This is a genomic window from Frigoribacterium sp. PvP121, from assembly GCF_017833115.1.
In the GTDB taxonomy this organism is placed as follows: domain Bacteria; phylum Actinomycetota; class Actinomycetes; order Actinomycetales; family Microbacteriaceae; genus Frigoribacterium; species Frigoribacterium endophyticum.
The window spans coordinates 195799-208253 of sequence record NZ_JAFIBR010000001.1; the positions used below are offsets into that span (position 1 = coordinate 195799).

The 12455-nt window shown below is 72.1% G+C and carries 10 protein-coding genes; 6 read left to right on the plus strand and 4 right to left on the minus strand.

The genetic code is table 11. From position 1 onward, the window contains the following. Window positions 1–125 precede the first annotated feature (125 nt). Window positions 126–521: a DUF6578 domain-containing protein gene (locus tag JOE43_RS00920; RefSeq protein WP_209513956.1), complete on the plus strand. Its 396-nt coding sequence runs from the start codon at window positions 126–128 to the stop codon at window positions 519–521. A 142-nt stretch (window positions 522–663) separates the two neighbouring features. Next, a complete protein-coding gene (locus JOE43_RS00925; RefSeq protein WP_209513958.1) occupies window positions 664–1407 on the plus strand; it encodes an SDR family oxidoreductase in 744 nt (247 codons plus the stop codon). 48 nt (window positions 1408–1455) lie between these two features. Here JOE43_RS00925 and JOE43_RS00930 read toward each other — a convergent pair whose 3' ends face one another. The 4 genes from JOE43_RS00930 to JOE43_RS00945 all read right to left on the minus strand — a co-directional run bounded on the left by JOE43_RS00930 (window position 1456) and on the right by JOE43_RS00945 (window position 6699). After that, entirely contained in the window at window positions 1456–3417 is a 1962-nt protein-coding gene (locus tag JOE43_RS00930; RefSeq protein ID WP_209513960.1) for a beta-L-arabinofuranosidase domain-containing protein, read from the minus strand. Between the two features lie 53 nt (window positions 3418–3470). Then, entirely contained in the window at window positions 3471–4232 is a 762-nt protein-coding gene (locus JOE43_RS00935; RefSeq protein WP_209518934.1) for a carbohydrate ABC transporter permease, read from the minus strand. 128 nt (window positions 4233–4360) lie between these two features. Beyond that, entirely contained in the window at window positions 4361–5353 is a 993-nt protein-coding gene (locus JOE43_RS00940) for a carbohydrate ABC transporter permease (RefSeq protein ID WP_209513962.1), read from the minus strand. Window positions 5354–5445: 92 nt separating this feature from the next. Further along, window positions 5446–6699 carry an extracellular solute-binding protein gene (locus tag JOE43_RS00945; RefSeq protein WP_209513964.1) on the minus strand — a complete coding sequence of 418 codons (1254 nt, stop codon included), beginning with the start codon at window positions 6697–6699 and terminating at the stop codon, window positions 5446–5448. Between the two features lie 179 nt (window positions 6700–6878). Here JOE43_RS00945 and JOE43_RS00950 point away from each other — a divergent pair, with 179 nt between their 5' ends. The 4 genes from JOE43_RS00950 (at window position 6879) to JOE43_RS00965 (ending at window position 12438) form a co-directional block, all read left to right on the plus strand. Continuing rightward, entirely contained in the window at window positions 6879–7922 is a 1044-nt protein-coding gene (locus JOE43_RS00950; RefSeq protein ID WP_209513966.1) for a LacI family DNA-binding transcriptional regulator, read from the plus strand. A gap of 272 nt (window positions 7923–8194) precedes the next feature. Continuing rightward, the gene (locus tag JOE43_RS00955) at window positions 8195–9919 is read left to right on the plus strand and encodes a CBM35 domain-containing protein (RefSeq protein WP_245187092.1); all 1725 of its coding nucleotides are present in this window, start codon (window positions 8195–8197) and stop codon (window positions 9917–9919) included. A gap of 186 nt (window positions 9920–10105) precedes the next feature. Then, the gene (locus JOE43_RS00960; RefSeq protein ID WP_209513968.1) at window positions 10106–12076 is read left to right on the plus strand and encodes a BCCT family transporter; all 1971 of its coding nucleotides are present in this window, start codon (window positions 10106–10108) and stop codon (window positions 12074–12076) included. A 134-nt stretch (window positions 12077–12210) separates the two neighbouring features. Beyond that, window positions 12211–12438, plus strand: coding sequence for a hypothetical protein (locus JOE43_RS00965; protein WP_209513970.1), 228 nt, complete (start codon window positions 12211–12213; stop codon window positions 12436–12438). The last annotated feature ends 17 nt before the right edge of the window (window positions 12439–12455 follow it).

The window sequence follows — 12455 nt, forward strand, 5'->3', positions numbered from 1 at the left end:
ACCCACCTCCAGGGGCGCACGGAGACGACACGGCTCCGCCTGTGGACGGCGGGACCTGTGGACGTGGAGGGAGCTCGAGGGCCGGGGCCGACCCGTGCGGCTCGTCGGCGTGCTTCGCTGGGCGGATGCGCATCGGAGTGTTCGTCTCGAGCCGGGAGCAGGGCTGCTGCGGCACGGCGGCCGGCGTCGGCGACGAGGTGACGTGGGAGCTGACCTGGGGCCGCGAGTGGATCGAGGCGTCGTACGGCCCGGAGGAGGCGGCCGGCGTCGACTTCGCCGAGACGCACCCCGGCGGCGACGATGCGCCCCGGGTCGCCGTGGCCGGGCGGATCCTCTCCGTCGCCGCCGTCCGACAGCGCTTCCACCGACCGGACCCCGGGGGCCCGTGGACGAACGTCGTCGGCGAGTCGACCAGCGTCGCCGTCGAGCGCCTCCCCGGCCACGGCGAGGGCGGGGACGAGGCCGGGTGGAGGGTCCAGCTCGACGTCGACGACGGTACGGCCCTGCCGGAGGCTCGCTGACTGGCGCTCGTCGACGTCGCGCCCCGGCACGGCCCAGACGACGACCGTCGGCGTACTCTCGAGCGGACGACGACACGCGTCGCGCAACTGCGTCGGTCGTCGTGACGTGCAGGACCCACATCGACGGCAAGGGAGCCACGACATGGAACGACTGACAGGCAAGATCGCCCTCATCAGCGGAGGCGCGCGGGGCATGGGCGCCTCGCACGCCCGAGCGATCGTGGCGGAGGGGGGCAGGGTCGTCGTGGGCGACCTGCTCGACGACGAGGGCCGAGCCCTCGCGGAGGAGCTGGGCGACGCGGCCCGCTACGTCCACCTCGACGTCACCTCGGAGGCGGACTGGGCCACGGCGGTGTCGACGGCCGTCGACGAGTTCGGCGGGCTGAACGTGCTCGTCAACAACGCGGGCATCGTCAACTTCGGCCGACTCGGCACGTACACGCTCGACCAGTGGAACCTCATCCTGAGCATCAACGTGACGGGGGCCTTCCTCGGCATCACGGCCGCCCGCGACGCACTCGTGGCGTCGGCACCCTCCTCGATCGTCAACATCTCGTCGACGGCGGGCCTGCAGGGCACCACGGCGCTGCACGGCTACGTCGCGTCGAAGTTCGCGATCCGTGGCCTGACGAAGTCGGTCGCGCTCGAGCTCGGTGCGGAGAACGTGCGCTCGAACTCGGTGCACCCGGGCGTCATCCGCACGCCGATGACCGACGGCCTCGAGCTCGGCTACCAGCTCGGCGCCCTGCACCGCATCGGCGAGCCGGCCGAGGTGTCGAACCTCGTCGTCTACCTCGCCAGCGACGAGTCGAGCTTCCAGACCGGAGCGGAGTTCGTCATCGACGGCGGCGAGCTCGCCGGCGAGAGCGACAGCGTCAGCGAGTGACCCGCCCGGGGCCGCGCCGCGTCGTCACGGCGCGGCCCCGGCCCGGCCTCAGCCCCGCCCCTCCCCCACCGGCAGCCACACGCGCATCGTCGACGGCCCGCGGTTGCCCCACGAGGCGTAGGGCACGAGGTCGACGCGGCCGAGCTGCTCGACCGTCGCCGCGACGGACTGGCCGTACGGCCAGGGCGCCGGCCGGGTCCAGCTGCGGGTCAGCGCCACCCGGGCGCCGGTCGGCGTCGTGACGGGGGCGACCCGGGTGTCGACGAGGACGTCGGCGACGCTGCCCGAGGGCAGGTCGACCGACTCGAGCGCCAGCACCAGGGGCCCCCGCTGCACGGCCACCTGGCCGCGCACCGCGTCGATCCGCGGGTCGGGGTGCACCCAGGAGGCGCGGGCCGGCAGGTCGAGGACGACCACGTCGCCCGCCGCGAACGCCTGCCGCACGACCACCGTCGAGGTCGCGTGCCGACTGACCTCGCCGTCGGGCGCGACCAGCGTGACGGCCGCGCCCTCCGTCCACGAGGGCACCCGGAGCGTCAGCTCGACCTCGCGGTCGGTGGCCTCCCGCCAGGTCACCTCGACACGGCCGTCGAACGGGTACCCGCTCGCGACCGAGAGGGCGACGGCCGTGCCGTCGGGCAGCTCGACGTCGACGTCGTAGCTGCCGTACTGGTGCAGCTGCACGCCGTCGTCGGTGCGGGTCGCGAAGTACTGCTCCACGCTCGCCAGGGTGCGGGCGACGTTCGTCGGGCAGCACGACACCTCGAACCACGGCGCTCGGAGGCTCGACAACGCGCGGGCGTTGACCTCGAGCTCGTCGGGCACGGTGCCCTCGGTGCGCTGGTGCAGCGTGTTCGTGTAGAAGAAGGCGCGCCCGTCCTCGCGGGGCGACGCCAGGACGACGTTGAGCAGCGTGCGCTCGATCAGGTCGGCGTACCGGGCGTCCCCGTCGGCCAGCAGCAGCCGCCACGACAGCATCGTGGAGGCGATGCCGGCACAGGTCTCGGAGTACGCGCGGTCGGGCGGAAGCTCGTGGTCGGCGCCGAACGCCTCGTCCTGGTGGTGGGAGCCCATGCCGCCGGTCACGTACGTGCGGTGCGCGACCGTCGCCTCCCACTGTCGGCGGACGGCGTCGGCCAGCTCGTCGTCGCGCGTCTCGACGGCGACGTCGAGGGCTCCCGCCGCGAGGTACAGCGCACGCACGGCGTGGCCGCGCAGCACGTCGGCCTCGCGCACGGGCCGGTCGTCCTGGAAGTACTCGGCGCCGTACTCGATCTCGGCGAGCAGGCCCCGGCCGCGACGGTCGACGAAGAGCCGGGCGAGCTCGACCCAGCGGGGCTCGTCGAGCGCGCGACCGAGCTCGGCCAGGGCCACCTCGATCTCGGGGTGACCGCAGATCGCGACCCGCCCCTCCGGCCCGAACTCACGCCACAGGTGCTCGGCCAGGCGGCGGCCGACCTCGACGAGGCGGGGCCCGGTGCCCGTCCGCTCCGCGGCGACGACGGCCTGCAGGAGGTGCCCCATCGAGTACAGCTCGTGGCCCCACTCGAGGTCGCTCCACCGGGCGCGCTGCCAGGGGCGGCCGAAGCTGGTGTGCAGGTAGCCGTCGTCGTCCTGCGCGCCCGAGACGCGCTCGACGAGGTCGTCGTAGCGACGCTGCAGGTCGGGGTCGTGCTGACGGCCGAGCTCCCACGCCATGCCCTCGAGCAGCTTGTACACCTCGCTGTCGACGAACTCGATGCCGGAGTGCGGCCACTCCTCGTCGGGCTGGTCGCGGCCCGCGGCGGCGAGGTCGAAGTTGCGGATCCAGCCGATGCGCTCCATCCAGTCCTCGCAGTGCCGCAGCACCACGTCGGCGTTCAGCTGCTGCTTCTCGGCCCAGAACCCGCCGGTCAGGCGCACCTGGGTCGCGTCGAGGGGGGTGAGCGTCGACGTGCGGGGGTCGACGGGCCCGGCGAACCGGCGCCGGTCGCCTGCGAGCGTGGTGGGGCGGGGGGAGGTGGTGGTCACGGTGGTGCTCCTGGTCTCGGGGGGTGCGGCGGGCTGCGCGGCGGCGGTCACGGTCAGTCCTTGACGGCGCCCGCGGTGACGCCCGCGGCGACGTACCGCTGGGCGACGACGAGCAGCACCGTCGCGGGGATCGAGGCGACGACCGCGGTCGCCATGATCGAGTTCCACTCCTGGTTGTTGTTGCCGATGTAGCGGTAGATGCCGAGCGTGATCGTCTGCGCGTCGCCGCCGCTGTTGAGGGTCGACGAGAAGACGAAGTCCGACCAGGCCCAGAGGAAGGCGAAGAGCCCCACGGTGACCGCCGAGTTGCGGCTGACCGGCAGCACGATCGAGACGAAGGTGCGCCAGGTGCCCGCCCCGTCGAGCTTCGCGGCCGCGAGCAGCTCGTCGGGGATGCCCTGCATGAACGCGGTGAAGATCAGCACGCCGAAGGGCACCGCGAGGGTCGAGTCGGCGATGACGAGGCCCCACCACTCGTTGAGGATCCCGAGGTTGAGGTAGATGGCGTAGAAGCCCATCGCCATGATCACCTGCGGGATCATCTGCGCGACGATCATCACGAAGCTCAGGGCTCCGCCGCCGACGGGGCGCAGCTTGGCGAGCGAGTAGGCCGCGGGGGCCGACAGCGCGATCGTCACCACGACGGTGCCGAGCCCGACGAGGAGGCTCGTGCCGAGGTACGGCAGCTGCTCGCTGACCACGGCGCGGTAGCCGTCGAGGGTCGGCTGCGCCGGGAACCACGACGGCGGGCTCTGCCGCATCTGCGCCGTCGGCGTCAGCGACACGTTGATCATCCAGTAGATCGGGAACAGCATCACGGCGGTCAGCGCGACGCCGACGACGGTGGTGCCGAGGCTGCGCCGGCCGAGGCGCCTCGAGGAGGCGCGGCGTGCGCCGCTGGGCGGGCTCGCTGCCCCGGTGGGCCGGGTGGTGGTGACGGCGGTCACGAGTTCGCCTGCTTCCTCTGCACGCGCAGGTAGACGAGGCCACAGATCAGGGCCATGACGATGAGGAGGTTGCCCACGGCGGCCGCGGGCCCGAAGGTGGGCAGCGTCGAGCCGAAGCCGAGCTGGTACGACCAGATGGCGAACGTGGTCGAGGCGTCGCCCGGCCCGCCGCGCGACATGATCCAGATGATGTCGAAGACCTTCAGCGTGTAGACGAGGCCGAGCAGGATCGTGATCGCCGAGACCGGCTTGAGGAGCGGGAAGGTGATGCGCCAGAAGGCCTGCCACGCGTTCGCGCCGTCGAGCGAGGCGGCCTCGTAGACGTCCGCCGAGATGTTCTGCAGCCCGCTGTAGAGGATGACGAGGTTGAACGGGATGCCGATCCAGATGTTCGCGATGATCACGCTCGTCAGCGCCCACTGCGGCGAGGTCAGCCAGTTGACCTGCTCGCCGCCGACGGCGCGGATGACGGAGTTGACGACGCCGCTCTCGCTGTTCAGCATCCACGACCAGGTCGACGCGCTGACGATGAGCGGCAGCAGCCACGGCACGAGGAAGAGCGCCCGGAGCGTCGAGGAGAGCGGGAACTTCTGGAAGAAGAAGACCGCGAGGGCCATGCCGATCGAGAACTGGAACGCGATCGAGATCGACGTGAAGAGGAGGGTGTTGACGAGAGCCGGGCCGAAGGTGGGGCTCTGGAAGACCTCGACGAAGTTCTGCAGGCCGATGAAGGGCGCGGTGCCGTCGATGAACGATCGCACCGTGTAGTCGCGGACCGAGAGGTCGACGTTCCGCAGCAGCGGGTAGACGTAGAAGACGGCTAGGTAGGCGACCACGGGGGCGAGGAACGCCCAGGCCGCGGCCTGGCCAGGCTCGACGCGTCGACGGCGGCGCGCCGCGGAGGGATCCGGCGGGGCTCCGGGGGCCGGCGGGGAGGCCGGCCGTGCTGCTCGGGTCGCCTCCGGGCGGGGGACGGTGTCGGTGGTCATCTGCTGCTGCTCCTCGTCGGGGGACGGTGCGGGGGTGCCGCGGGGGCCGGGGCGCCGTGCGCGCCCCGGCCGGGTGCCAGGCCGGGGCCTCGCTACTTCGTGGCGGACTCGGCGGCCTGCTGCGCCTCCTGCAGCGCCGCCTCCGGGGTCGACGACCCGCTCAGGCTGTTCTGCACGGCCTTCCAGAGCTGCTCCGAGATCTTCGGGTAGTCCGTGCCGAGGTCGTCGCTGGTGCGGCCCTTCGCGTCGGCGACCGCGTCGACCCAGGGCTGGAGGTCGGGGTCGGCGGCGACCTGCGCCTCCTGCGCCTCCGTCGTCGGCGCGACGTACGAGAGCGTCGTGTCGGTCGCGACGAGGTTGTCGGTGCTCGTCAGGCAGGCCTGGATCTTCTCGGAGACCGCGTAGCGCGCGTCGTCGGACTGCACGGGCACCGTCAGGAACTCGCCGCCGGTCGGGGCCGGGGCGGCGCCGCCGTCCTTCGAGGGGATGGAGATGATGCCGTAGTCGATGCCCGACTCCTTGACCCCGGCCAGCTGCCAGGTGCCGTTCTCGCCGAAGGCGTAGTCGCCGGTGAGGAACTCCTGCCAGCTGGTCGTCTGCGTGTTGCCGATCACCGAGTTGGGGGCGTAGCCGGCGTCGACCCAGTCGGTCCACAGGGCGAGGGCCGACTGCCCGTCGTCGGAGTCGAGCGTGGTCAGGTCGGCGCCCGAGCCCCAGAACCAGGGCAGGAACTGGAAGCTGCCCTCCTCGGTGCCGATGGCCGAGAAGGTGATGCCCTTCTTCCCCGCCGCGGTGACCGCCTCGAGGGCGGTGGTCAGGCTGTCCCAGTCGGTGATCGAGGCCGGGTCGACGCCGGCGGCGTCGAGGACGCTCTTGTTGTAGTAGAGAGCGAGGGTGTTGGCGCCGATCGGGACGCCGTAGGTCTTCCCGTCGAGCTGGCCGGCGGCGAGCAGGTTCGCCTCGACGGCGGAGGTGTCGGCTCCGGTCTCGTCGGTGTCGGTGAGCAGGCCGGCCTCGGCGAGCGTGGAGACGACGGGGTTGTCGACGAGCAGCAGGTCGGGGCTGTTGCCCTGCTGCCCCGCGAGGAGCGCCTTGCTGGTCAGGTCGGAGGTGTCGTAGCCCGTGCGCTCGATCGTGACGCCGGCGTCGGTGCCGCAGGAGCTGACGAGCTTCGCCCAGTCGCTGGAGTCGTCGAACTGGGGGTACGGGTCCCAGAAGGTGTAGGTGCCGGAGGCGGCGTCGGACGAGCCTCCGCCCGATCCGCCGGCACAGCCGGTGAGCGCGGCCGCGGTGGCGAGCCCGACGACGGTGACGATGGCGGCCTTGCGGCGAGTGTTCGTGTTCACGGTGATCCTCTCTGGTGATGCAGGGATCTCGCAGAGAGGCCGCGCGGTCCGCGCATCTCACCGTCGAGAAAGTAGGGGGTGTCGGCTCCGGTGCGGGGTGGACACCGAAACTGGTTTCGGGGATGAAGCTATGCCTGCTCGGCTTGCTTGTCAACACAGACATGAACTAATTTCGGGACATGGCCACGACAGGGGACAGGACGGGGTCGGCGACGGTCACCCTCGCCGACGTGGCGCGGGTCGCGGGGGTCTCGGTGGCGACGGCGTCGAAGGCCCTGAACGGCCGGGCACAGGTCGCGGCCAGCACGCGGCTCAAGGTCGAGGAGGCCGCCGCGGCCCTCTCGTTCACCCCGAACTTCTTCGCGCGGGCCCTCAACTCGGCTCGCACCGGCACCATCGGCATGGTGACGAGCGACCTCGACAACCGCTTCGTGCTGCCGATCCTCCTCGGGGCGGAGGACGCCTTCGGCTCCGGCTCGCTCTCGGTGCTGCTGGCCGACGCCCGCGACGACGCCCTCCGCGAGCAGCTGCAGATCGACTCCCTCCTGACCCGACGGGTCGACGGCCTCCTCATCGTCGGCCGGACCACGAACCCTCGACCGCCCGCCGCGGTGCCCGCCGACGTGCCGGTGGTCTACGTGTACGCGCCCTCGACCGGCGACGGCGACGTGTCGTTCACGCCCGACAACGTGCAGGCCGGCACCGCCGCGGCCGAGCACCTGCTCGGCCTCGGCCGCCGGCGCATCGCCCTCGTGAACGGCGAGGCGTCGTACGCCGCCGCTCGCGACCGCGCCGCCGGGGTCGCCGGGGCCCTGCGCGCCGCGGGGCTCGGCCTCGTCGGCGGCGACTCGCTCTACGGGCAGTGGGGCGAGGCCTGGGGCCGCGACTGCGCACGCCTGCTCGTGCGCGGCAGCGATCCCCTCGACGCCGTCGTCGCGGGCAGCGACCACATCGCCCGGGGCGTGCTCGACACGCTCCGCGACGAGGGCCTGCGGGTGCCCGACGACGTCGCGGTCGTGGGCTTCGACAACTGGGACCTGCTCGTGCGGGAGTCCCGCCCCCCGCTGACGAGCGTCGACATGGAGCTCGAGGTGCTCGGGCGCACGGCGGCGCAGCACCTGGTCGACATCATCGAGGGGACCGTCTCCGCCGGCGTGTTCCCGCAGCCGGTGCGGGTGCAGGCGCGGGCGTCGACCGTGCCGGGCACCGACTCCGGGGCGTGACGCCCGACGCGGGGCGCTGAGCCCTCGCGCCTCCTGAGCCCGGGCGCGCCGTGAGCTCGGCGACTCGGCGCCTCGGCGCCCGCACCGCAGGGTGCGGGCGAGCTCCGGCGGGCTCGCATGGGCCCCTCGTCACGCCCTCGACCCCGGCCGTTCTCGAAACCACTTCAGGGCACCTTCTTGTTTAATCCGCAGGCCTCTGCCAGTCTGAGCGAAAGCGGTTTCGGACAATGCCGTCCTACGCGGCGCCGCTCGTCCACGCGAAGGAGCACAGGATGAGAAAGACCAAGAAGACCATGGGGGCCGTCCTCGCCCTCGGCCTGAGCGCAGCCGTCGTCGCGGCGCTCGTCACCCCGGGGGCGACGGCCAGCGCCGCCGGGAACACGCTCGTCGTCGACGCGTCGAGCAGCATCCGGCCGGTCACCCACGTCGGGGCCGGCGGCCTGTACGCCGTCTCGAGCACCACGGAGCCGGCACCGGGCCTGCTGACCCCGCTGCGGCTCAAGCAGCACACCCAGCCGGCGCCGGGGGTGCAGCAGCTCGGCAACGGAGCCACCGTCCCCTCCGGCGACGTCCTCGTGACGGCGCCCGCGTTCACGCGCGACGGCGCGCAGTCGTACGCCCGCATGCCCGACGTGTACCCGGACTTCCCGTACCGCTGGATCAGCTGGGCCGACTGGACCCAGAAGATCGACACGATGGTGAAGGCGCGCGTCGACGCCACCGGCACGACGAACATCAACGGCTGGGAGCTCTGGAACGAGCCCGACGGCACCTGGGACACCGCGAAGGCCGGCCCCTTCCTCGACGGCTGGACCCGCACCTACCGCCAGGTGAAGCTGCAGGACACGACGACGCCCATCGTCGGCCCGAGCTACAGCCGCTACTACCCCGACCTGATGCGCGACTTCATGGCCCGGGCCAAGGCCGACGGCACGCTGCCCGACGTCGTGGTCTGGCACGAGCTGGAGGACGAGACCTACAACACGGTCGACGAGCACGTCGCCGACTACCGGGCCATCGAGCGCTCGCTGGGCATCAGCCCGCGGCCCATCTCGATCAACGAGTACGGCTCCCCGTCGCAGGTCGACACCCCCAGCGTCGCGGCGCACTACATCGCCCAGTTCGAGCGCACCGGCATCAACGACGCCGAGCGGGCGTACTGGTACGAGTCGGGCACCGTCGGCGGGCTCGTCTGGAACGGCGCCCCCACCGGCTCGTACTGGCTCTACAAGTGGTACGGCGAGATGGCCGGGAACATGCTCGCGGTCACGCCCTCGGGCGACCTCGACGGCTTCGCGTCGTACGACTCGACCCGCAAGATCGTCAACGTCGCCCTGGGCGGCACCTTCGGCGACAACGCCGTCCAGGTGAAGGGGCTCGCCTCGTTCGGCTCGCAGGTGAAGGTCACCGTGAACTACACGCCGCGCTCGGGCCGCATGACGAACGTCGCCGCCCCGACCCAGATCTCGAGCACGACGGCGACCGTCGTGGACGGAGCCGTGACGGTGCCGATCACGGACCAGGACTACCTGGGCGCCTACCAGGTCGTCGTCACGCCGGCCGCCGGGCCGACGACGTCGTACCAGCAGGTGTACGAGGCCGAGAACGCCACGGTCGTGAACGCCCAGCGCCTGTCGTCGGCCTCCGCGTCGAACGGCGGCTACGTCGGGCGCATCGACGGCCTCGGCGACGGCCGCTCGAACAGCTTCGTGGACTTCGTCGTCGAGGTCCCGACCGCGGGCGCCTACTCGCTGACGACCCGGTACGCCAACGGAGGCGCGGCCACGTCCACCCAGGGCCTCGCCTACAACGGGGGCGCGTTCTCGACGGTGTCGTACCCGACCACGGGCGGATGGGGCCGGTTCGCCGACTCCGCCGCCGCCCCGCTCACCCTGAAGGCCGGCTACAACGTCATCAGGCTCGCGAAGGGCTCGCCGAACTTCGCCGGCGGCAGCGGCTTCGCGGAGATCGACTCGATCACGGTCCGGCCCCGCTGACCCGGGCCGAGCAGAGCCGACGGCCACGTCACGGGAGCCCCGTGACGTGGCCGTCGGCCTGTGCGGTGGCCACCGTCGCGGCTGGTGCCCGGAAGGGGGCGTGAGCCCCGTCGAGGTCGTCGGCCCGAGGGCGTCCCCGACGCCTCGATTGGTCCTTCTGCCCCAAAAGTCAGAGAATTGCTCCTCATGTCAGGAAACCAGCAGGCCCCCCGACCTACCGATCCGCCCGGCGACCACCGCCACGACCGCACCGCCGGAGGCGCGCGACGCCTCGTCCGCGACTTCACCGAGCCGCCGCCGAGCGGGGTGCACCCGGCCCTGATCCCGGGCCTCGGCGTCGAGCAGACCGGCCGCGTGTTCCGCACCGACCGCACCGTCTTCGGCGTCGCCATCCTCTTCGCGGTCGCCTTCCTGGCGTGGGGCGTCCTCGGGGGCGGGAGCCTCGCCTCCACCGCCTCGGCCGTCCTCGCCTGGGTCATCGAGTACACCGGCTGGTTCTTCACGTCGATCGCGACCGTGATCATGGTCTTCATGCTCTGGGTCGGGTTCGGCCGCTTCGGGCGCATCCGCCTCGGGCGCGACGACGAGGCGCCCGAGTTCTCGATGTTCTCCTGGATCTCGATGCTCTTCGCCGCCGGCATGGGCATCGGCCTCGTGTTCTGGGGCGCGGCCGAGCCGCTGACCTTCTTCGAGACGCCTCCCCCCGGAACCGACGAGGCCGAGACGGTGGAGGCGATGCACACGGCCCTGACGCAGGTCCTGTATCACTGGGGCCCCCAGGCGTGGTCGTTCTACGCCCTCATCGGCGGGGCGATCGCCTACGGCGCGTACCGCCGCGGCCGCACCCCGCTGATCTCGTCGATCTTCGCGTCGCTGGTCGGCGAGGGCCGCACCCAGGGCCCCCTCGGCAAGACCATCGACATCTTCGCCATCATCGTGACGCTCTTCGGCACGGCGGCCTCGCTCGGCCTCGGAGCCCTGCAGATCGGCCACGGCGTCGAGCTCATCAGCGGCATCGGCCAGGCCGGCAACACGCTGCTGGTCGGCGTCATCACGGTGCTGACCATCGCCTTCATCATCTCCGCCGTGTCGGGGGTCTCGCGCGGCATCCAGGCCCTCTCGAACATCAACACGGTCGTGGCGCTCCTGCTGGCGCTCTTCGTGTTCTTCGTCGGCCCGTCGATGCTGATCCTCAACGTGATCCCGTCGGTCGCCGCCCAGTTCGTCGGCGACCTGCCGATGATGATCGGGCGCTCCGGCTCGCAGGGCGAGGAGGCCCAGGCCTTCCTGTCGAGCTGGACGATCTTCTACTGGGCGTGGTGGATCTCGTGGTCCCCCTTCGTCGGCATGTTCATCGCCAAGATCTCGCGCGGCCGCACGCTGCGCCAGTTCGTCTCCGTCGTCGTGGTCGTGCCGTCGATCGTGTCGTTCATCTGGTTCGCGATCTTCGGCGTCACCGCCATCGACCAGCGCATGAAGGACGCGCCGCTGCCCAGCAGCCCGCCCGAGGAGGTGCTGTTCGGCATGCTCGGCGGCCTCCCACTGGCGGGCGTCACGACGGTCATCGCCGCGATCCTCGTCGCGATCTTCTTCGTCACCGGCGCCGACTCGGCGTCGCTCGTGATGGGCACGCTGTCGCAGCAGGGCCGCCCCGAGCCGTCGCGCTGGGTCACCGTGACCTGGGGCGTGCTCGTCGGCGCGATCGCCGCGGTGCTGCTCGTCGCCGGCGGGGAGGACGGCGCCGGGCTGAGCGCGCTGCAGAACGTGACGATCATCGCGGCGCTGCCGTTCGCGATCATCATGGCGTTCATCATGATCGCGTTCCTCAAGGACCTCCGCCGCGATCCGCTCATCCTCCGCGACCAGTACGCCGAGCGCGTCGTGCGCCACAGCGTGCGCAACGGCCTCGAGGAGTTCGGCGACGACTTCGCCCTGGTGCCGGCTGCCTACGACCACTCGAAGGACGACCTCGCCTGGGTCGAGCACGACGCCGACGAGGGGCTGAGCGCCTCCTACGCGGCGGTCGAGGCCGACGCGGCCGCCGAGGCTTCGGAGGCTGCCGGGGCCTCCGGTGCGGACGAGACCCGGGGAGGCGCGGACGACGCCTCCGTCGCCGAGGGAGCCGTCCCCGGCAGCGGCGAGCAGCACCGCTCCTAGCCGCCCACCACCCCGAGGGCGCCCCGCACGACAGCCGTGCGGGGCGCCCTCCGTGCGCCCGGCGGCGGCGAGCGAGGTCGTGCCGGCTCGCCGGGCCCCCTTGTGGTGACCTGAGATGTCGCTAGCGTGTCGTGATGAACACCGCCACGGTCGTCGTGACCCTCATCGTCCTGGGCATCGTCGCGGCCACGGCCGTGGTCGTCCTCCGCGAGCGCCGGTCGCGCGCCCTCGCCGGGCGGCTCGACGCGCAGGAGCACGAGTCGGGCCTGCGCGCCCAGGCCGACGCCGAGCGACAGCAGGAGGGCCCGCGCGGCGAGGCCGGCGGCATGTCATGGTCGGCGGGCGGGCACAACTCGGCCTGAGGATGACTCGGCCTGAG

Coding starts and splice junctions, on each gene's coding strand:
- JOE43_RS00965 (WP_209513970.1), top strand. CDS start 12,211: ATGAACACCGCCACGGTCGTCGTGACCCTCATCGTCCTGGGCATCGTC.
- JOE43_RS00960 (WP_209513968.1), top strand. CDS start 10,106: ATGTCAGGAAACCAGCAGGCCCCCCGACCTACCGATCCGCCCGGCGAC.
- JOE43_RS00950 (WP_209513966.1), top strand. CDS start 6,879: ATGGCCACGACAGGGGACAGGACGGGGTCGGCGACGGTCACCCTCGCC.
- JOE43_RS00955 (WP_245187092.1), top strand. CDS start 8,195: ATGAGAAAGACCAAGAAGACCATGGGGGCCGTCCTCGCCCTCGGCCTG.
- JOE43_RS00935 (WP_209518934.1), bottom strand. CDS start 4,232: ATGCTGTTCCCGATCTACTGGATGATCAACGTGTCGCTGACGCCGACG.
- JOE43_RS00920 (WP_209513956.1), top strand. CDS start 126: ATGCGCATCGGAGTGTTCGTCTCGAGCCGGGAGCAGGGCTGCTGCGGC.
- JOE43_RS00940 (WP_209513962.1), bottom strand. CDS start 5,353: ATGACCACCGACACCGTCCCCCGCCCGGAGGCGACCCGAGCAGCACGG.
- JOE43_RS00925 (WP_209513958.1), top strand. CDS start 664: ATGGAACGACTGACAGGCAAGATCGCCCTCATCAGCGGAGGCGCGCGG.